The organism is Mesorhizobium sp. ESP-6-4 (assembly GCF_020164735.1).
In the GTDB taxonomy this organism is placed as follows: Bacteria; Pseudomonadota; Alphaproteobacteria; order Rhizobiales; family Rhizobiaceae; genus Mesorhizobium.
Genome location: NZ_JAIUGS010000008.1, coordinates 39,748 through 58,962 on the forward strand (window position 1 = coordinate 39,748; position 19,215 = coordinate 58,962).

The following is a 19,215-nucleotide window of genomic DNA, read 5'->3' on the forward strand; positions in this document are numbered from 1 at the left end:
TTTTGTTGTTGTCAACGATCCGGAACAAATGGCTGCCCCAACGAAGCCGGCGTGTTCATCATCGTCAGCCGCTTGTTGCGCGAGATTAGAACGAGAACCACGACCGTTGCCAGATAGGGCAGCGAAGAAAGCAGTTGGGCGGGGAACGATTTTATGAAAGCGATGACCTGATAAATCACCCATGGGGCATTGATGAAGCTCTGAAGGTCGATTGCTTGCACGTGAAGCTGGCCGATCCAAATGGCGCCGAAGATGTAAGCGCCGGCCAGGACCCGCCACGGGCGCCAGGAAGCGAACACCACCAGCGCCAGCGCAATCCAGCCGCGGCCAGCGCTCATGTTCTCGACCCATTGCGGCGTGTAGACCAGCGACAGGTGGCCGCCGGCAAGACCGGCGCAGGCGCCGCCGAAGATCACGGCGAGATAGCGGTAGCGGATGACCTTGATGCCGAGCGCATGCGCCGAGGTATGGCTGTCGCCGATCGAGCGCAGCGTCAGGCCCGTGCGCGTCTTGAACAGGAACCACATCACCGCCGCGGTCAGGGCGATCGAGATGTAGAAGACCGGGTCCTGGCCGAAGACCAGCTTGCCGACCACCGGGATCGAGCTGATCCCCGGGATGTCCAAACTAGGCAATCTCACGCCCGGCTGGCCGACGAAGCTGGTGCCGATCATGCCCGAGAGGCCGAGGCCGAGCAGCGTCAGCGACAGGCCGGTCGCCACCTGGTTGGTGGCTAGAGACAGCGTCATGACGGCGAACAGCAGCGAAAACAGCGCGCCGACGATGATAGCCGCTAGCAGGCCGATCCACGGCGATCCGGTGAGGTAACCGGCGCCGAAGCCGCCGACGGCGCCCATGATCATCATGCCCTCGACGCCGAGATTGAGCACGCCCGAGCGCTCGACCACCAGCTCGCCCATCGCCGCGATCAGAAGCGGCGTCGCCGCGGTCGCGATGGTCAAAAGGATATTGACGGTGATGTCCATCAGCGAGCCTCCTCGAGCTTGGGCGCCGCTTCGAGCTGCGCCGCGCTCTTCGACTTCGTCAGCGCCATGCCGATCAGGCGGATGCGGTAATGGATGAGCGTGTCGCAGCCGAGCACGAAGAACAAAAGCATGCCCTGGAAGACGCGCGCCACCTTGTCGGAAATGCCGAGCGCGCTCTGCACCGCCTCGCCGCCGAGATAGGTCAGCGCCAGCACCAGGCCCGCCGCGACGATGCCCAGCGGATTGAGGCGCCCAAGGAAGGCGACGATAATGGCGGTGAAGCCGTATCCGGGCGAGATCACCGGCTGCAATTGACCGATGGCGCCGGACACTTCCGAGATGCCCGCCAGACCGGCCAGCGCGCCGGATAGAAGGAAGGCGAAGAACACCATCTTGTTGAAGCCGAAGCCGGCAAAGCGCCCTGCCCTTGGGCTTGACCCCAGCACGCGGACCTCGAACCCTTTCAGCATGCGGCTCATCATCAGCCAGATTGCTACCGCGGCGACCAGCGCGAAGACGAAACCCCAATTGGCGCGGCCGGCATCCGGCATCAACTCAGGCAGCACGGCGGAATCGCCGAACTGGATGGTTTGCGGGAAGCCGTGGCCTTGCGGATCGCGCCATGGGCCGCGCACCAGCCAGTCGAGGAAAAGCTGCGCGACATAGACCAGCATCAGGCTGGTGAGGATCTCGTTGGTGCTGAAGCGCGTCTTCAGAAGCGCCGGAATAGATGCGTAGAAGGCGCCGCCGACCATGCCCAGCAAAAGCATCAGCGGGATCACCAACGGGCCTTCGAATTGCGGGAACAGCACCGGGATGATCGAGCCGAAGATCGCGCCGAAAATGAACTGGCCTTCGGCGCCGATGTTCCAGATGTTGGCCTTGTAGCAGACCGACAGGCCGACCGCGATCAGGATCAGCGGCGCTGCCTTGATCGCCAGCTCATGCAACTGCCAGACCTGGCTGATCGGCTCGACGAAATAGATCTCGAAGGCGTTGAGCGGATTGACGCCGAGCAGCGCAAACATGATGGCGCCGGCAATGATCGTCAGCGCGAAGGCGATGAAGGGCGACAGCATCGAGAACAGCGCCGAGCGCTGCGGGCGTTTGACGAGTTCGATGCGCATCATGCCACCTCCATCCTGTGTTCGGCGTGGCCGGGCTCGGCACCGCCCATCAACAGGCCGACCTTCTCGAAAGTCGCCTCGGCGATTGGCAGCGGCGTCGACAGTTCTCCGTTGTGCATGACGGCGATGGCGTCCGACAGTTCGAACAATTCGTCGAGGTCCTGGCTGATGACCAGGACAGCGGAGCCGCTGCGGGCGAGCTCGATCAAAGCCTGGCGGATGTGAGCGGCCGCACCGGCGTCGACGCCCCAGGTCGGCTGGTTGACGACCATGACGCTGGGCCTACGGTCGAGCTCGCGGCCGACAATGAATTTCTGCAGATTGCCGCCCGACAATGCGGCGGCCTCCGGATCGGGCGCGCTCTTGCGCACGTCCATGGCTTTAATGATGCGCTGGGCAGCGCTGTAAACCGCGCCGTTCTTCACCGTGCCGCCCGAACCGACAAAAGCCTTGCCGTCAGTGGCGTGACGAGACAGAAGCAGGTTCTCCGAAAGCTTCATGCGCGGCGCAGCGCCATGGCCGAGCCGCTCCTCCGGCACGAAGGCGGCCCCCATCAGCCGCCGGCCGGTGATCGAAAGGCCGCCGGCGTCCTTGCCGCGAATGCGCACGGAACCGGCATCCTGCTGCAGCACTTCGCCGGAGACGGATTCGAAGAACTCGCCCTGGCCGTTGCCGGCCACACCCGCGATGCCGATCACTTCGCCGGCACGTACGGTGAGGTTGATGTTCTTCAGTGGGATGGCGAAGGGTGTCGCCGGCTTGCGGCTGAGGCTGCGGATTTCCAGCAGCGCCGGCGCCGTTTCGATGCCTTCCGCCGGCGCACGCACCACCGCCTTCACCTCGCTTCCGACCATCATGCGGGCAAGCGATGCGGCCGTCTCCTCACGTGGATTGCAGTGGCCGACGACCTTGCCGTGGCGAAGCACCGTGGCGCGGTCGCAGATGCGTTTGACCTCTTCCAGCCGGTGCGAGATGTAGAGGATCGATTTGCCTTCGGCGCGCAGGCGCTCCAGCGTCTCGAACAGCTTGTCGGCTTCCTGCGGCGTCAGCACCGAGGTGGGCTCGTCGAGGATGATGAGCTGCGGCGTCTGCAGCAAGCAGCGGATGATCTCGATGCGCTGGCGTTCGCCGACGGAGAGATCTCCGACCAGCGAGTCCGGATCGAGCGGCAGGCCGTAGCTATAGGACAATGCCCTCGCCTTCGCGGCGATGCTGCTGATCGGCGAGCCGTCATTGAGCGAAAGCGCGATGTTCTCGGCCGCCGTCAGCGCTTCGAACAGCGAGAAATGCTGGAACACCATGCCGATGCCGAGCTTCTTGGCCGCGCCCGGGCTGGTAATCTTGACCGGCTTGCCGTCCCAGAAGATCTCGCCCGAGTTCGGCTCGAGCGATCCGAACAGCATCTTGACCAGCGTCGATTTGCCGGCGCCGTTCTCGCCGAGCAGCGCGTGGATCTCGCCTTTTGCGATATTGAGATCGATGTGATCGCACGCCGTCAGCGTGCCGAATATCTTGGTTAGGCCGCGAACCTCGAGCAGGTTCGCCCTGTCATGATTTGCACTCACAGTGCCTCCCATCCGGTTTCCCAGACATGTTCTGTGTTCCCGAAAGCATGGTATGCGCGGCCGGCTCCAGTCGGAAAGCAGCACCCGACTTGAAAGAGCTTCAAGAATTTCAGCGGAAACTCAAGGGCTAAGATAGATCTCTTGAGAACAACGGCAAAATCCGCATCCCTTTTCAGGCAAGCCGTGCCTTCGGGCTCGGCAAGCCGCTGAAAAACAAGGCAGCCCGAAAGAGCACCGTGCCGAAGGGTGTAAAGCGGTTTTCCGTCCGGAATTGCGATAGAGCGGTACGCCGCTTCCGTGAAGCGCTTTAGGGAATGAGGACGGTCGTTCCCGTCGTCTTGCGGGCCTCGAGATCCGCTTGCGCCTTTGCAGCATCCTTCAGCGCATAGCGCTGGTTGATCTTGATCTCGACGGCGCCGCTCTTGACCACGTCGAAAAGCGCTTCGGCCGACTTCACCAGATCCTCGCGCCTGGCATTGTAGACGAAGAGCGTCGGCCGCGTCGCATAGAGCGAGCCTTTCTGCGCCAGCAGCGATATCGAGAAAGGCGGGATCGGCCCCGACGACTGGCCGAAGCTGACGAACATGCCGAGCGGCCGCAGGCAATCGAGCGATGCCGGAAAAGTGTCGGCGCCGACGGAATCGTAGACGACGTCGCATTTCTTCCCGCCCGTCAGCGCCTCGACGCCGGCGACGAAATCCTGCTCTTTGTAGTTGATGACGTGATCGAACCCATGCGCCCGCGCAAGTTCGATCTTGTCGGCGGAACTCGCGGTGCCGATCACGGTCGCGCCGAGATGCTTTGCCCATTGCCCGAGGATCAGGCCGACGCCGCCTGCGGCTGCATGGTAGAGGATCGTGTCGCCCGCCTTGACGGGAAAGGTGCGGCGCAAGAGGTATTCGGCCGTCATGCCCTTCAGCATCATCGCCGCCGCTTGCTCGTCGCCGATACCGTCCGGCACTTTAACCACACGGTCGGCCGCGATCACCCGTTGCTCAGCGTAAGCCCCGACATTGACGGCATAGGCGATGCGGTCGCCGGGCTTCAGCCAGTCGACGCCGGGGCCGAGCGCCAGCACGACGCCCGCTGCCTCGCCGCCTGGGATCAGCGGAAAACCGCCAAGTGGCGGATAAAGCCCGGAGCGATAGTAGACGTCGATGAAGTTGAGGCCGATTGCCGTGTGCCGGACCAGGATCTGGCCGTCTCCCGGCTGGCCGGGGTCGGCGTCTTCATAGGCCAGGACTTCGGGACCGCCATGGGCGTGGATGCGGATTGCCTTGGACATCGCTCAGCTCTCTGAAGGGTAAGTGCACAAATCTGGAAACATGATTGCCAAAGAGGAGAACCGATTTTCGGAAAATCATACGCCGATATACAGCTAGGGCCAGGATGACCATTCAGCCAAAAATATCCTGATCCAGGATCAGGACTTCTTGGCGCCCAGATTGGGAAACATCTGCATGATGCCTCCGATGCAGGCGAGATAGAGGCCGGTGATCGTGATGCCGATCTTGGTGAAGTTGCTGACCTGCTCTCCCAGCACGCCGATCTTGTCATAGAAGGCGGCAAGTGCTGCCTGCGCCAGCGCCAGCGCGCCGAAGGCGCACCACAAAAGCGTCATAAAGAGGTTGACCGGCCTCAGCCGCACCACACGCACCGGATGAATGAAGTTGATCGGCATGAAGGTCAAAATGCCGGCAACCACCACCACGGCGAAAGACACCCATTGCCCAGGCTCGATGACGAAGAGCGTGAACACCACCATGTTCCAGACGACGGGGAACCCTTTGAAGAAGTTCTCCTTCGTCTTCATGCCGGTGTCGGCGTAGTAGATCGCGCTGGAGACCACGATGATGGCCGCCGACAGGAAGGACAGATTCTCGCCCATGAAGCCGCGCTGGTAGAGCGCGAAGGCCGGAATGAGCACGTAGGTGACATAGTCGATAATGTTGTCGAGGAGTTCGCCCGACCATGTCGGCAGAATTTCCTTGACCTCGAGCTTCCTGGCGATCGGGCCGTCGATACCGTCGACAAACAGCGCCAGCCCCAGCCACCAGAACATCGCCGTCCAGCGCTGCTCGCTCGCTGCCACCAGCGACAGGAAGGCAAGGAAAGATCCCGACGCGGTGAGCAGGTGCACGGAGAACGCGCGCGCCTGCGGCCACGTCACCTTTTTCTTCGGCAGCGGGATGCGTTGCGCGATCTTCTTGGCTGCCTTGCCGGCCCTTGTGTTCTTGCTCACGGTCCCCGCCAGTCCAGCTTGCAGATTTCGGCCGAGCGGCCGGCGAAATTCCAGTTGCGGCCGAAGGCGCGCATCTTGCTCTTGTCGGACTTCGCCACGATGATTTCCGGCGCGATCCAATATTCCGAATTGGCGATCACCGTATCTTTCTCACGGTCCTTGCCGGGAATGGGCGTCACTGCGCCGTCGATAATCTTGGGAATCTGGAAAACGCGCGTCTTGTCGCGCGTCTCGTAGGTGATCGGCACCTGCTCGACGCCGAGGAATTTCCCGACGAGGATCGACAACAGCGAGGTGGTGCCGCCGGCCTTGCCGGTGAAGATCTTGGTTAGCGCCTTCGCCGCATAGATCGAGGCGCGCTTGTCGATGAACAGGCCGGCCGTCCAGTTGCCGCGGCTCATATAGCCGGGAATTTCCATGATCAGGCCGAGATTGAGGCCCGACAATTCGACCTCGCCGAAATGGCCCGCATCGATGCGGAAGCCTGCCCATGTCTGGCAATAGCCCTCGGTCGGCGGATGGCTGCCAAGCGACAGCACGCAGGGACAGAAAACCGTGCAATTGCAAGAGAGTACCAGCTCCCCTTTCATTACCCAGCTTTGGTCGGTCATCGAATTCTCCCTCACGCCGAAACTAATAGCAGGGCAGCCGCCCACACAAGCAGTATCGCACCGGCAACACGGCTGGCCACCCTGCCGGCGGTCTGTCTTTCGATCAGCGTGAACAGGCCGATCAGTGCCATCCAGAAGACGTTCATCGCCCCGACCGCAAACATCACCAGCATCAGCGCCCAGCAGCAACCGAGGCACCAGACGCCCTGTTCCAGGCCGAGCCGGAAGATGCGGCCTGGTTTCGCGCTCCACCTGGCGAACAGGATCGAGAACGGATTGCGGCACTTTTCCAGGCATGCCTGTTTCAGGCCGCTGAATTGATAGAGGCCGGCGACAAGCAGCGCGATAGCGCCGGCAAGCCCGACGGCGGGGTCGAGCATCCGGCCGGAACCGGCAAATGCGTACACCGCGAGCGTCAGCACGCTGAAACCCACGGATGCGCCGAGCCATGTGGCGAGGTATCCGGCGACAAGCACCAACGGATGAACGACTGGTTCGCCTTTGATCCTCGCCGTGTCGGCGATTTCGCAATAGGTGCGGATCAGCGGCGCCGCCGAAGGCAACATCGTCGCCACGGCCATCAGGAACCACATCAGCACAAGCGCCGCCGCTTGCAGGCCGGCCAGGCCGGCAAGCGGCGCCGGCGCGAGGCAAAGAGCGAAGAACCGGTCGAGAAAATCCGGCAACGGCAGGCCCGGCAGATTTTTCAGCAGCATATCGCCGGGGGCGCCGACGGGGCTGCCTTCAGCGCCGCGTATCGCCATCGCGCCGAGAAGCAACCACGCAAGGGCGATGCCGATGCCGATCGTGAGCATGACTGCGAGGCGCGGGCTGCGCGCCACGCCAGCCGTGGCGCGGCCGGCGCGGTCGAGATGGCTGAAATCATGCTGCTCGCCGCTCATGGCAATCGAATGGGCTGAATCGCCGCGTTGATCAAGCCGGCCAATCTGCCCTATATCCGGACAAAGGCCCGACGGGTCGCCTCGCATTGTGGAAGCCTGGCGTGGAGCACAATAACAAAGCCCGCATCCTGGTTGCCGGCAGCGGTCCGGCCGGTTTGATCGCCGCGCTCGGCTTCGCCGAGGCCGGCTTCGAAGTGACGCTGGTCGGCCCTGAGGCCAACACCGCCGACGGCCGCACCACCGCCCTCATGAACCCCGCCCTGAAAGTCCTTGAACGACTGGGCATCCTTGCCGAACTGAGGCCGCAGGCCGCGGCGCTCAAGGTGATGCGCATCGTCGATGCCACAAGGCGGCTGATCCGCAGTCCAACCGTGACCTTCCGCGCCAGTGAGATCGGCGAGGAACAATTCGGGCTCAATCTGCCGAACAAGGCCCTGATCACCATTCTTGCCAAGGCGGTTTCAGCTCATTATGGCATTCACTGGCTGAAATCCACCGTCGAGTCGTGGCGCCTGGACGCCGATCGGGCCCATGCCCGGCTGGCCGACGGCAGCGAACTCTCAGCATCGCTTGCTGTCGCCGCCGACGGACGCCTGTCGCTGGCGCGGGAAGCCGCCGGCATTCGCGCCTTTGCGCGTCCCTATCCGCAGTCGGCGCTTGTGCTCAATTTCGGCCACCGCAGCGAGCACGGCTTCGTTTCAACCGAGTTCCATACCGAGACAGGGCCGTTCACGCAGGTGCCGCTGCCCGGCAGGCGCTCGAGCCTTGTGTGGGTGGTGAGGCCGGAGACCGCGCGGGAGCTTGCCGCGCTCGACGATGCAACCTTGTCGGGGCGTATCGAGGAGCAGATGCAATCGATGCTTGGCCGGGTCTCTGTCGAGCCGGGCCGCCAGATCTATCCTTTGTCGGCCGCCTCGCCCGGTCGCTTCGCGCAAAACCGCGTAGCCCTGGTCGGCGAGGCAGCGCATGTGTTTCCGCCGATCGGCGCGCAAGGCCTCAACCTCGGCATCAGGGACATCGACGATCTGATTGGAATCGCGAGTGAAAACAGCAATGATCCAGGATCGCGCCGAAGCCTTGCCGCCTATGACACGAGGCGCCGGCCTGACATTTGGGCGCGCAGCGGCGCCGTGAACCTGCTCAACATGTCGCTCTTGTCCGACATGCTGCCGGCGCAGATGGCGCGCAGCGCCGGCCTTAGTGCGCTTGGCGGCTTCGCGCCGCTGCGCGCCTTCTTCATGCGCGAGGGGCTGCGGCCGGGCAGCGGCTTTCGCGCCATTGCCGGCGGCCTAAGGAAAGAGCTCGGCCGGTAGTATTCGAAGGCCGATGATGCCGGAATTTTTTCGCTCAGGCGGAAAACTCCCGCGCGGGCTAACCCGTTGCTTCAGCCAAGATCAAGCAGTTGGCTATTGAACTGCGGCCGCGTCTGCGCCAAATAGGCACCAGCCGAAAGTCGGGGTCGATTTTTGGCCGGGTGATGTGTAAATTCAAGGCCTTAGGCGCCTTGCGCGCAGCCACGACAGGCGCCTCGGACCCTAAGTGGTGGATGTGATGAAAACGGCCAAATTCTCGATCGGGCAAGTGGTTCGCCACAGGCTGTTTCCATTCCGCGGCGTGATCTTTGATGTCGACCCCGAATTCGCCAACACAGAGGAATGGTACGAGGCTATTCCGGCTGACGTGCGTCCGCGCAAGGACCAGCCTTTCTACCATCTTCTGACGGAAAATTCAGAGACTGAGTACATCGCCTATGTGTCCGAGCAGAACCTGCTCGAGGACCGGTCGGGCGAGCCGGTCCGGCATCCGCAGATCGGCGAGATGTTCGACAAGCTGCCGGACGGCCGCTACGAGCCGAAGCGCCAGTCGAAGCACTGAAGCGCTAACGAACGACGCCTAGGGCGCGCGGCGCGGAGCAATAAAAAAAAGCGGGGCATTTGCCCCGCTTTTGTTTCCGAGAAACGCGCTCGCGCGATCAGTTCGCGGTCTTGGCCTTGTCCTGCTCGTCCTTGAGCTTCTTGGCGAAGTCCTGATTGTTCTTGGCGACGAAGTCCTGCAGCTTTTTCTGCCGGTCCTCGATGTCCGACTGCTGCAGCGGCGGGCCGTCATAGGCGCCGCTGAAGCCGGTGAGCGCGATCTTGATCGGGTTCGGCTGGTTCTGGAAGTTGATCGAGGTGAGCGTGATGCCCTGCCCCTTCTTGAAGGAAGCGACGAGCTGGTCGCTCAGCGGCACTTCCGCCACGCAACGATCCGGGAAGCAGATCACATAGTCCAGCTTCTGCGCCTTGCCGGCATCGATCTGCAGCGCAATTCCGGGAGGCACGAGGCGGCCGGTCGGCACAGTGACCTGGAAGACCTTGCGGTTCACCTTGCCCTTGAGCTCGATCAGGCTGACGCCGGTGACGAGTTGGCCGTTGCCGGCCGTGACGATGTTCTGCACATTGCAAATGTCGACGTCTTCCTGCTTGGTGCAGGCCTTGAACCAGCCCTGAGGGATCTGCGGCTGCTGTTGGGCCGAGGCGGTGAAAAGCCCGGCGCCCAGAACGCCGACCACGCCTGCGGCCAGCACCGAAAGGCGGTACGCGTTGATCGTCATATGGTGCACTTTCCTCTCAAATGATCCCGGGGACCGGCTTCTTCGTGCCGTGTGGTCCAGCTACCTGTTGCCCAAATGAGGCAACAGGATGACTTCGGAGCGCGTGTTACACTGCCAGCGACATCGAATCCAGCCCGGTTTCCGCGATTTCTTCGCGGTTCGATGTCCAGGGCAAGCATCGATCGGCGCTGGAGCGGGGGAACCCGATTCCCATTGCGCGCCGATTCAATCGGATAGCGAAATGCTCTAGGGTGCATGGCGAATCACAAAGCCGTCCGGCAAGGAGACGGTCATGGACCGCGTTCTCGTCCGGCTGATCGCCGCGACCTCGTTTCTGGCTCTTTCGCTCCTTCCTGCACAGTCGGAGCCGAAGCACGGCTTAGCCATGCAAGGCGAGCCGGCGCTGCCGCCCGATTATCAGCATTTCGACTACGTCAATCCGGTCGCGCCGAAAGGCGGCAGCGTCACTTATTGCGTCGTCGGCTCCTTCGACAACCTCAATCCCTTTATCCTGAAAAGCCTGCGCACCACAGCGCGCGGGATGATCGATACGGTTTACGGCAATCTCGTCTTCGAGCCGCTGATGCAGCGAAACTATGACGAGCCCTTCAGCCTTTACGGGCTGCTTGCCGACAGTGCCGACATGGACCCGGAGCGAAAGAGCATCGAGTTCCATCTGAACCCCAATGCAAAATGGTCGGACGGCCAGCCGGTGACGCCGGAGGACGTGCTGTTCACCTACGACGTCTTCGCCGCGAAGGGCCGCCCGCCCTACAGCGACCGCATGAGCATGATCGCCAAGCTGGAGAAGACCGGCGAGCACAGCGTGAAGTTCACCTTCAACGACAAGGCCAATCGCGAATTCCCGCTGATCGTCGCGTTGACGCCGATCGTCCCCAAGCACGCCTTCGACAAGGACACGTTCGACAAGACCACGCTGAAGCCGCTGATCGGCAGCGGCCCCTACACCGTGGACAAGGTGTTGCCGGGGCAGCGTATCGTCTTCAAGCGGAATCCGGATTACTGGGGCAAAGACATTCCGTCGAAGCGCGGCTTCGACAATTTCGATCAGGTCACGATCGAGTATTTTCTCAACGCCAACGCCAAGACGGAAGCGTTCAAGAAAGGAATTTGCGCTCTCGATGACGAGACCGATCCGGTCAAGCGTGAGCGCGACATCGACTTTCCAGCCTTCCGAAAGGGGGATGTGAGGGAAGAGTATTTCAACACCGGCATTCCTCCGGTTGTGACCGGCTTTCTGTTCAACGCCCGGCTGGCCAAATTCGCCGATCCCGTCGTCCGCCGCGCGCTCGGCATGCTCTACGATTTCGAATGGACGAACAAGAATCTGTTCGGCGGCAAGTTCAACCGCACCATGAGCTATTGGCAGAATTCCGAGCTTTCGGCGCTCGGCCACCCTGCGGACGATCGCGAAAAGGCGCTGCTTGCGCCCTACCCCGGCCGCGTGCCGCCGGACGTGATGGACGGCACCTGGCGCCCACCCGTGACGGATGGTTCAGGCCAGGACCGCAAGGTGCTCAAAACCGCCTTCGAATTGCTGAAGAGCGCCGGCTTCCATGTGCAGGACGGCAAGATGCTCGACGCGCAAGGAAACCCGTTCGGCTTCGAGATCCTGACCTCGTCGCAGGACGAAGAGCGGCTGGCGGCGGTCTATCAGCGCACACTGGAAAAGATCGGTATCGACGTCGGCATCCGCACCCTCGACGGCGACCAGATCCAGTCGCGCAAGCAGCGTTTCGACTTCGAGGTTCTGATCGGGACGAGCGGCTTCAGCAATTCGCTGTCGCCCGGCAGCGAGCAGGTCGGCCGCTGGGGATCTGTCGCCGCGAAAACGGAAGGATCGTTCAACCTCGCCGGCGTTGCCGATCCGGCGATCGACGCCGCGATCAACGCGATGCTGAACGCCCGCACCAAAGAAGACTATGTCGCGGCGGTGCGTGTGCTCGACCGGCTGCTGATCTCAGGCAGCTACATGGTGCCGATGCAGTACAACACGCAGCAATGGGTCGCTTACTGGAGCTATCTGGAACATCCGCAAAAGACCCCCATATTCGGCTACCAGCTGCCGACCTGGTGGCGAAAGCCCAACTGAGGCAGGCCCGACCGGCTGAGACCAAACAGGAGACGAGCATGAGCGCCAAGAACACCATCACCGTCGACGTGGTGTCCGATGTCGTCTGCCCCTGGTGCTTCATCGGCCAGAAGCGGCTGGACAAGGCCATCGCTTCTGCAAGCGACATCGACGTGCGCGTGCGCTGGCGGCCATTCCAGCTCGATCCGACCATCCCGCCAGCCGGCATGGATCGCCGCCAATACATGCTCGGCAAGTTCGGCAGCGAGGAGCGTATCCATCAGATCCACGCGCGCATCGAGCCGCTCGGCGAAGCCGAGGGCATCAGCTTTGCCTTTGGCGCCATCAAGGTCGCGCCGAACACCCTCGACGCGCACCGCGTCATCCGCTGGGCGGGCGCAGCCGGCGAGGACGTGCAGAACCGGCTGGTGCGCCGCCTCTTCCAGCTGAATTTCGAGGAAGGCGTGAACATCGGCGACCATGCCGTGTTGGTTACGGCCGCCGGCGAGGCCGGCATGGATGCGTCGGTGGTCGAGACGCTGCTGCCGACCGACGCCGACGTTGAGGCCGTCCGCAACGAGATCGCCACCGCTTCGCGCATGGGCATCACCGGCGTGCCCTGCTTCCTGCTCGAAGGCAAATACGCCGTGATGGGCGCGCAGGATGCCGACACGCTTGCCGACGCCATCCGCCAGGTGGCCCAGGCCAAGGCGCGCGGCGAGCTCGAAACCGCGAACTGAATGTTCCGTCAGCGCGATCCGTAGCCGCCGACCTGACCGCCGCGCGCTTCCTGAAAATTGTCCTCCTGTTTCGCGGTCGCCTTGGCTTTGCTCAGGAAGAAGCTGTTGCCGTAGCCAAGCTTGGTCAGCTCGCCTCAACAGCCCTGATCGCCGGGACGGCCATGTCCGTTTCGGCAGCGGCGAGATCGCCCTCGACAGATACAACGCTGCCGACAAGACCATTTCCGGCCATTTTCAGCGCCTCCGGAAAAGACGAATCAGGTAAACCCTGAGTAGCTCACGGGCGGCAAATTTTCGGTCATCCCGGTCACCGCCAGTAGTCATCGCGGCCTGCGGACACTTCTTTTTCATTCACAAACCCGTGTTTTCCACTTCCCTTAGGGAAGGTTGCCGCCGGCTGGCAAAAACAGCTCTAGCAAACTGAAATACAAGATGAAATCGCCGCGAATAGCGATCGCCCGGCGCAGCCTTTCTGTTGCCCTGATGCCACGGCGAGTAACCCTGTTCACATTCGTTGGCAGAAAATTAATGGAAAATGATCAATTGGTGTTGTAACAAAACTAAGAAAGGTTTGGGCGGGATCGTGACTGGGGTCGGTAGACCGCAACGAACAGTACCGGAGCAAACATCCAACGAGGCGAAGACCTCGTCGCTGACGCCGGTATCGTCGATGCGCACATTCTGGGGGCTGATGCGAGCCTACTGGTTCTCCGACCGGTGGAAGGAAGCCTGGACCCTCACATTCGTCATCGCGCTGCTGACGGCTTTGTCCAGCAAGGCTGGCGTCTGGTTCGCCTTGGCACTGGGCGAGTTGGGCAATTCGATCGCCTTCCTCCACGACGCCGCCAACACCCACCCGTTGCAGACCATTCTGACCAATGCCGGCATATTGGTGCTGCTGGTCGTGCTGAAGGATGCCGGCTTCACCGGCGTGCGCAATCTCGTTTCAACGACCTTGCACCGCAAATGGCGGGGCTGGCTGAACAGCCAGTTCAACCAGGCGCTGCTCGACGGCAACCATACCCATTTTCATGCGCAGCACGGCTCGGCGGCCGGCGGCATCGTCGCTCCGGACAACATCGACCAGCGCATCCAGGAATCGATCAAGGACATGACCGGCGGCGCCATCGGGCTTGCCATGGGCGTGCTGGGTGTCGCGACTTCGCTCTATTTCATCGGCGAAAACCTGATCGGGTCCTCGGTCGAGGTCAAGGGCCTGGAATTCCTCGGCGGCTACGGCACCGCGGTGCTGGCTTTCCTCGCCGTCGCCATCTACGTGCCGCTGAACACCTGGATCGCCGTCAAGCTCGGGCGGCTGCTCGAGCGGCTCAACGTGCGCATGCAGCAGGCCGAGGGCAGCTACCGCAGCGAACTGACGACGTTCCTGCGCCGCAGCTTCCACGTCGCCGCCTCGCATGGCGAGGGCGTGCAAAAGTCGATGCATGACAGGCTCTATGTCGACATCGACAAGACGTGGGGGCGGCTCAATATCGTTAACACCAGCTACACCTCGTTCGAGCTGATTTACAATTTCGTCGGCGCCCGTATTGTTGCCTATTCACCAGGCCTTGTGTCGTTCATCCACAACCGCCTCGACTACAAAGGCTACATCACCGGCTCCGAAATGGTCGCCCAGTTGATCAGCCAGTGCTCGTGGTTCATCCATGTGATGCCGGCGATCGCGACGCTCAGGGCCAATAGCCAGCGCGTCACCGAACTCGCCGATGCCATCGAGAACGTCCAGCACCCGCGCGAATTCTATCAGCAGACCGGCCGCTCCGACTTCGGCTACGCCACCCAGAACCCGGTGTTCGGCCTGACCATCCAGAAGCTCGAGCTGGCGCATCAGGGCGAAGACGCGACGCCTTTCCTCAGCGCCGCCAATCTGCGCTTCCGTCGCGGCGAATGGACCTTCCTCAAGGGCGAGTCCGGCTGCGGCAAGACTTCGCTGATCAAGGCGATCAACGGTCTATGGCCATATGGCCGCGGCACCATTGTCTTCCCGGAGGGCGTGACGAGCTTCTACGCCGCTCAGGAGGTCAAGCTGCAGCAGGTCTCGCTGAAGCAGCTCGTCTGCCTGCCGGGTTCAGAGAGCGATCACAGCGACACGCAGGTTGCCGCGGCCCTGCACAAGGCCGGCCTCGGCGACTTCATCGGGCAGCTGGCCGACGAGAGCCGCGAGGGCAAGATCTGGGACCAGGTGCTTTCGGGCGGCCAGAAGCAGAAGCTGGTGGTCGCGCGCATCATCCTGCAGCAGCCGGGACTTCTGTTCCTCGACGAAGCGACCGGCGCGCTCGATCCCGAAGGTAAGATCGCCTTCCACCAGGCGATCAAGGACAATTGCCCGAACGTCACCGTGATCAGCGTCATGCACGAGGCGGTGGCGCCGCGCTCGCTGTCCGGTGAGGAGTTCTACCACAGCGTGGTTTCGATTGCCGACGGCGTGGCCACCAAGAAGCCGCTTGCGCCCAGCCTGCCGCGCGAGCTCACCACCATTCTCGCCCAGCCTCGGCCGGTCGAGGAAAAGTGGCTGCGCTTCCGCCGGCTGAAGCAGAAATAGCAGTCCTACCAAGCCCTTGACCGGCGTCTTCGATCACAGTCTCGCGATCCGGCCTGCCCGCGTCCCTTTTCGGCGCCCTTCGCGATTGACTCGGCAAAAACCGCTCCTATGTTGCGCCCGCTCGCCAAAGTCAAACTCGAACCCCGCGAGCAGAAAGGTCAACCCGCCATGCCTGGCGACAGTCACAGTCGAACGCAACCGCCGTCCGCCCTGACGTGACCTGACGGCTCACGTCCTGCCGGACGGCAAGGAGTGAGCCATGAACGAATTCGCCCCCGTATTGGACGACGAAGCAATCGCTGTCGCCCGTGTTCTTGCCAACGATCACGTCGCCGACGTCGTTGAAGCCCTCAACCATGAATCCCGCGAGACGGTGATCGAGCTGCTCTGCGCCGTGCCGTTCGAGCGGCTGGTTGAGATTTTCGACCAGCCTGAGCTCGAAGCAGCACCCGAGCTTGCCGAGGCCCTGCCGCGCCCGAAGGCGAGCAAGCTCCTGACTGCCATGTCGGTCGACCGCGCCGCCGACATCCTACGCGAGCTGGACGAGCCGGCCCGCTCGGAGTTGCTCGGCGCCTTGGCGCCGCCGCTGCGCGCGACGCTGCTGTCCATTCTGGGATATCCGGAAGGCAGCGCCGCCTCGATCATGACGACGGAATTCGTCAGCGTGCCTTCCGACTGGACCGTTTGGCGCACGCTCGACTACATCCGCAAGGTCGAGCGCAGCCGCGAAACCATCTACGCCATCTACATCGTCGACCCGGAGACGCATCTTTTACTGCGGGCGACCGGATTGCGCCGGCTGATCACCGGCAATCCGGAGGATTCGATCCTGTCGGTGGCGCCCGATCGCATGCCGGTGACGGTGACGCCGCTCACCGATCGCGAGACCCTGGCGCAGACCATCTCCAAATACGACCTGCTGGCCTTGCCGGTCGTCGACCACGGCAAGCTCCTCGGCATCGTCACCATCGACGACATCATCGACACGATGATCGAGGAGACGACCGAGGATGTGCACCGCTTCGGCGGCATGGAGGCGCTGGACGAGCCCTATATGAAGATGAGCTTCCTCGCCATGATCCAGAAGCGCGCCGGCTGGCTTTGCGCGCTGTTCCTCAGCGAGATGCTGACGGCCAACGCCATGCAGAGCTACGAAGGCGAACTGGAAAAGGCGATCGTGCTGACGCTGTTCATCCCGCTGATCATGAGTTCCGGCGGCAACTCCGGCTCGCAGGCGACCTCGCTCGTCATTCGCGCGCTGGCGCTGCGCGAGATCGGGCTGCGCGACTGGTGGCGGGTGGCCTTGCGCGAGCTGCCGACCGGTCTGGTGCTCGGCTCGATCCTCGGCATCGTCGGCATCTGCCGCATCGCGCTCTGGCAGTATTTCGGCTTCTACGACTACGGCCCGCACTGGATGCTGATCGCGGCGACGGTAGGAGCGGCGCTCGTCGGCATCGTCACCTTCGGCTCGCTGTCGGGATCGATGCTGCCCTTCGCGCTGAAGCGCATCGGCTTCGACCCGGCGAGCGCTTCGGCGCCGTTCGTCGCCACGCTGGTCGATGTCACCGGGCTGGTCATCTACTTCTCGGTGGCGCTGATGATCCTGCGCGGCACTCTTCTGTAGAAGCTTGACGGCCACCGGCATCGCCGGCGGCCGTCGCATCCCACGATCCGGTCAGACCCGTTCGCCGTTCTTCACGCGATAGGTCGGCTTGTACATCGTCACCAGCTCCTCGGCCGCGGTCGGATGCACGGCCATGGTGCGGTCGAAGTCCTCCTTGGTCAGGCCAGCCTTCAGCGGAATGCCGAGAAGCTGCGCCATCTCGCCGGCATCGGGGCCCAGAATATGGGCGCCGATCACCTTCCTGGATGCGCCGTCGACCACCAGCTTGATCAGCATCTTCTCGTCGCGGCCGGACAGCGTGTGGCGCATCGGACGGAAGGATGCGCGGTAGATCTCGACATCCGCATAGCGCTCGATTGCGTCGTCTTCCGACAGGCCGACAGTGCCGATTTCCGGCTGCGAGAATACAGCCGTCGGAATGGTGTCGTGGTCCGGCGCTGTCGGGTTGTCCTTGAAGGCCGTCTCGACGAAGCACATCGCCTCGTGGATCGCCACTGGCGTGAGTTGCACGCGATGCGTGACATCGCCGATCGCCCAGATGTTATCGACATTGGTGCGCGAATATTTGTCCACGACGATCGCGCCCGTCTTGCCGAGTTCGACGCCGACGCCTTCCAGGCCCATATTCTCGGTATTGGGGAGACGTCCGATCGCGAGCATCACCTGGTCGACCGTCAGCGTTTGGCCGGAAGACAGCAGCACGTCCAGCTTGCCCTCCGGTGTCTTGCGCACCGATTCCGAAACCGCATGGCAAAGAATCCTGATGCCTTTCCTCTCCATTGTCTCGTGCAGCGAGCGGCGCAGATCCATGTCAAAGCGGCTCAGAATCTCCTGGCCGCGATAGACCAGCGTGGTGTCGACGCCCAGGCCGTGGAAGATGTTGGCGAATTCGACGGCGATGTAGCCGCCGCCCTCGATCATGATCGCCTTCGGCAGCTCCTTGAGATCGAAGGCCTCGTTGGAGAAGATGCAATATTCATGGCCTGGCAGCGCCGGATGCGGCGCCGGACGCCCGCCGGTGGCGATCAGGATCTGGTCGGCGCTGACCGTGCGGTCCTCGGCAACCAGATAGATGCTGTGCCTGTCGACGAGCACTGCGCGTGAATGAAAGGTCTCGCCGCCGGAGCCTTCGACATTCTTCTTGTAGATCGCTTCGAGCCGCGCGATCTCCTTGTCCTTGTTGGCGACCAGCGTCGGCCAGTCGAAGCTCGCCTCGGGCACCGTCCAGCCATAGCCGGCGGCATCGGCGAAATGCTCGGGAAATTGCGAAGCATAGACATAGAGCTTCTTCGGCACGCAGCCGCGAATGACGCAGGTGCCGCCGAAGCGGTATTCCTCGGCGATGGCCACGCGCTTGCCGAGAGCCGCCGCCACCCGGGCCGCCCTTACCCCGCCGGAGCCGCCGCCGATGACGAACAGATCATAGTCATAAGCGGCCATCGCTTGGGCTCCTGCGAATGAGAAAGACGGGGGTCAGAGGTAGGCTGCCAAGCGGCAAAAGAAAAGCCCGGGCAAACCCGGGCTTTGTGGTCCAGCCGCTGTCGGCGGATTGACAGCGATCAGTTCTGCGAATCGTCAGCCGGAGCCGAATTGTCCGCCGGAGCGGAACCATCGGCGGGCGCGGTGGCGGCCGGAGCCGGCGCTGCCGGCGCCTTGGCCTTGGCGGCGGCCGCAAGCGTCTCGCCGACCTGCTGGGCGAGATCGCGGGCAACGCCATTTTGCCAGATGTCGGCAGCCTTGACGAGGTCGCGCGTCACCGCGGGGCCGCTATCCAGCAGCTTCTTGCCGGCCTCGGAGCTGTAGAAGGCGGCGATATCGTTGAGGTCCTTCTCGGAGAACACCTTGGCATAGGCCATGGCCGCCTCCTTTTCCAGGTCGGCGCGCCGCGAGGCCATGCCAAGCGCCTTCTCGGTCACGGTCTTGCCGATCAGTTCCTGCATGTCGGGGTTTTTCTGGATGAGCTGCGATTCCAGCGCGCCGGCCGCCTGCGGCAGGATGTTGTCGAACGAATCCGTGGCATGGATCGCCGCGACAGCCGCGCGCGCGGCCTTCAGATGCGATTCGCTGATGTCCTGAGCAAACACCGGTGACGACAGCGCAAGGACGGCCGAGGCCGCCAGAAGCGTCGAAAAGCGGCGAACTCGTTTAGGCAAAATCATAGTCGGTAGAACTC

Annotated in this window: 16 protein-coding genes; 6 read left to right on the forward strand and 10 right to left on the reverse strand. The window is 62.8% G+C overall.

The window, feature by feature from the left end; genetic code table 11:
• Positions 1-11: 11 nt before the first annotated feature.
• The 7 genes from LB523_RS16730 to LB523_RS16760 all read right to left on the reverse strand — a co-directional run bounded on the left by LB523_RS16730 (position 12) and on the right by LB523_RS16760 (position 7,433).
• Positions 12-986 (reverse strand): ABC transporter permease, encoded by a 975-nt coding sequence (locus LB523_RS16730; RefSeq protein ID WP_224604731.1) that lies wholly within the window; start codon positions 984-986, stop codon positions 12-14.
• On the reverse strand, positions 986-2,116 hold the full coding sequence (locus LB523_RS16735; RefSeq protein WP_224604735.1) for an ABC transporter permease: 1,131 nt from the start codon (positions 2,114-2,116) through the stop codon (positions 986-988). Before LB523_RS16735 ends, LB523_RS16730 begins: the two co-directional genes overlap by 1 nt.
• Positions 2,113-3,690, reverse strand: a complete 1,578-nt coding sequence (locus LB523_RS16740; RefSeq protein ID WP_224604738.1) for an ABC transporter ATP-binding protein — start codon at positions 3,688-3,690, stop codon at positions 2,113-2,115. Before LB523_RS16740 ends, LB523_RS16735 begins: the two co-directional genes overlap by 4 nt.
• A gap of 295 nt (positions 3,691-3,985) precedes the next feature.
• Complete coding sequence (locus LB523_RS16745) at positions 3,986-4,963, reverse strand: quinone oxidoreductase family protein (protein WP_224604741.1); 978 nt, start codon at positions 4,961-4,963, stop codon at positions 3,986-3,988.
• Between the two features lie 138 nt (positions 4,964-5,101).
• Positions 5,102-5,920 carry a phosphatidylcholine synthase gene (gene pcsA / locus LB523_RS16750; RefSeq protein WP_181174816.1) on the reverse strand — a complete coding sequence of 273 codons (819 nt, stop codon included), beginning with the start codon at positions 5,918-5,920 and terminating at the stop codon, positions 5,102-5,104.
• Positions 5,917-6,531, reverse strand: a complete 615-nt coding sequence (locus LB523_RS16755; RefSeq protein ID WP_224604754.1) for a DUF1326 domain-containing protein — start codon at positions 6,529-6,531, stop codon at positions 5,917-5,919. Before LB523_RS16755 ends, pcsA begins: the two co-directional genes overlap by 4 nt.
• Before the next feature lie 11 nt (positions 6,532-6,542).
• On the reverse strand, positions 6,543-7,433 hold the full coding sequence (locus LB523_RS16760) for a DUF2182 domain-containing protein (protein ID WP_224604756.1): 891 nt from the start codon (positions 7,431-7,433) through the stop codon (positions 6,543-6,545).
• Positions 7,434-7,534: 101 nt separating this feature from the next.
• Between LB523_RS16760 and LB523_RS16765 the strand changes: the two genes are divergently transcribed.
• Together LB523_RS16765 and hspQ are read left to right on the forward strand one after the other, a co-directional pair.
• Positions 7,535-8,746, forward strand: a complete 1,212-nt coding sequence (locus LB523_RS16765) for a UbiH/UbiF family hydroxylase (RefSeq protein WP_224604758.1) — start codon at positions 7,535-7,537, stop codon at positions 8,744-8,746.
• Between the two features lie 238 nt (positions 8,747-8,984).
• On the forward strand, positions 8,985-9,308 hold the full coding sequence (gene hspQ, locus LB523_RS16770) for a heat shock protein HspQ (protein ID WP_224604761.1): 324 nt from the start codon (positions 8,985-8,987) through the stop codon (positions 9,306-9,308).
• A 97-nt stretch (positions 9,309-9,405) separates the two neighbouring features.
• Here hspQ and LB523_RS16775 read toward each other — a convergent pair whose 3' ends face one another.
• Entirely contained in the window at positions 9,406-10,026 is a 621-nt protein-coding gene (locus LB523_RS16775) for an invasion associated locus B family protein (protein ID WP_095765425.1), read from the reverse strand.
• Positions 10,027-10,318: 292 nt separating this feature from the next.
• Between LB523_RS16775 and LB523_RS16780 the strand changes: the two genes are divergently transcribed.
• The 4 genes from LB523_RS16780 (at position 10,319) to mgtE (ending at position 17,042) form a co-directional block, all read left to right on the forward strand.
• Positions 10,319-12,139 carry an extracellular solute-binding protein gene (locus LB523_RS16780; protein ID WP_224604763.1) on the forward strand — a complete coding sequence of 607 codons (1,821 nt, stop codon included), beginning with the start codon at positions 10,319-10,321 and terminating at the stop codon, positions 12,137-12,139.
• Between the two features lie 38 nt (positions 12,140-12,177).
• Positions 12,178-12,858 carry a DsbA family oxidoreductase gene (locus LB523_RS16785; RefSeq protein ID WP_140843327.1) on the forward strand — a complete coding sequence of 227 codons (681 nt, stop codon included), beginning with the start codon at positions 12,178-12,180 and terminating at the stop codon, positions 12,856-12,858.
• A 670-nt stretch (positions 12,859-13,528) separates the two neighbouring features.
• A complete protein-coding gene (locus tag LB523_RS16790; protein ID WP_224604764.1) occupies positions 13,529-15,418 on the forward strand; it encodes an ABC transporter ATP-binding protein/permease in 1,890 nt (629 codons plus the stop codon).
• Positions 15,419-15,677: 259 nt separating this feature from the next.
• Positions 15,678-17,042, forward strand: a complete 1,365-nt coding sequence (gene mgtE / locus LB523_RS16795; RefSeq protein WP_224604778.1) for a magnesium transporter — start codon at positions 15,678-15,680, stop codon at positions 17,040-17,042.
• Positions 17,043-17,093: 51 nt separating this feature from the next.
• On the opposite strand, the gene gor is transcribed toward mgtE, so the two are convergent.
• Positions 17,094-18,482: a glutathione-disulfide reductase gene (gene gor / locus LB523_RS16800; RefSeq protein ID WP_224604782.1), complete on the reverse strand. Its 1,389-nt coding sequence runs from the start codon at positions 18,480-18,482 to the stop codon at positions 17,094-17,096.
• A gap of 119 nt (positions 18,483-18,601) precedes the next feature.
• Entirely contained in the window at positions 18,602-19,201 is a 600-nt protein-coding gene (locus tag LB523_RS16805; RefSeq protein ID WP_095765420.1) for a DUF2059 domain-containing protein, read from the reverse strand.
• Positions 19,202-19,215: the final 14 nt, after the last annotated feature.

Excerpts from the sequence above, each read along its gene's own strand:
- LB523_RS16740 (WP_224604738.1), bottom strand. The coding sequence starts at position 3,690 with ATGGGAGGCACTGTGAGTGCAAATCATGACAGGGCGAACCTGCTCGAG.
- LB523_RS16755 (WP_224604754.1), bottom strand. The coding sequence starts at position 6,531 with ATGACCGACCAAAGCTGGGTAATGAAAGGGGAGCTGGTACTCTCTTGC.
- hspQ (WP_224604761.1), top strand. The coding sequence starts at position 8,985 with ATGAAAACGGCCAAATTCTCGATCGGGCAAGTGGTTCGCCACAGGCTG.
- LB523_RS16790 (WP_224604764.1), top strand. The coding sequence starts at position 13,529 with ATGCGCACATTCTGGGGGCTGATGCGAGCCTACTGGTTCTCCGACCGG.
- LB523_RS16805 (WP_095765420.1), bottom strand. The coding sequence starts at position 19,201 with ATGATTTTGCCTAAACGAGTTCGCCGCTTTTCGACGCTTCTGGCGGCC.
- LB523_RS16780 (WP_224604763.1), top strand. The coding sequence starts at position 10,319 with ATGGACCGCGTTCTCGTCCGGCTGATCGCCGCGACCTCGTTTCTGGCT.
- LB523_RS16735 (WP_224604735.1), bottom strand. The coding sequence starts at position 2,116 with ATGATGCGCATCGAACTCGTCAAACGCCCGCAGCGCTCGGCGCTGTTC.
- LB523_RS16775 (WP_095765425.1), bottom strand. The coding sequence starts at position 10,026 with ATGACGATCAACGCGTACCGCCTTTCGGTGCTGGCCGCAGGCGTGGTC.
- mgtE (WP_224604778.1), top strand. The coding sequence starts at position 15,678 with ATGAACGAATTCGCCCCCGTATTGGACGACGAAGCAATCGCTGTCGCC.
- LB523_RS16760 (WP_224604756.1), bottom strand. The coding sequence starts at position 7,433 with ATGAGCGGCGAGCAGCATGATTTCAGCCATCTCGACCGCGCCGGCCGC.
- LB523_RS16785 (WP_140843327.1), top strand. The coding sequence starts at position 12,178 with ATGAGCGCCAAGAACACCATCACCGTCGACGTGGTGTCCGATGTCGTC.
- LB523_RS16730 (WP_224604731.1), bottom strand. The coding sequence starts at position 986 with ATGGACATCACCGTCAATATCCTTTTGACCATCGCGACCGCGGCGACG.
- LB523_RS16745 (WP_224604741.1), bottom strand. The coding sequence starts at position 4,963 with ATGTCCAAGGCAATCCGCATCCACGCCCATGGCGGTCCCGAAGTCCTG.
- gor (WP_224604782.1), bottom strand. The coding sequence starts at position 18,482 with ATGGCCGCTTATGACTATGATCTGTTCGTCATCGGCGGCGGCTCCGGC.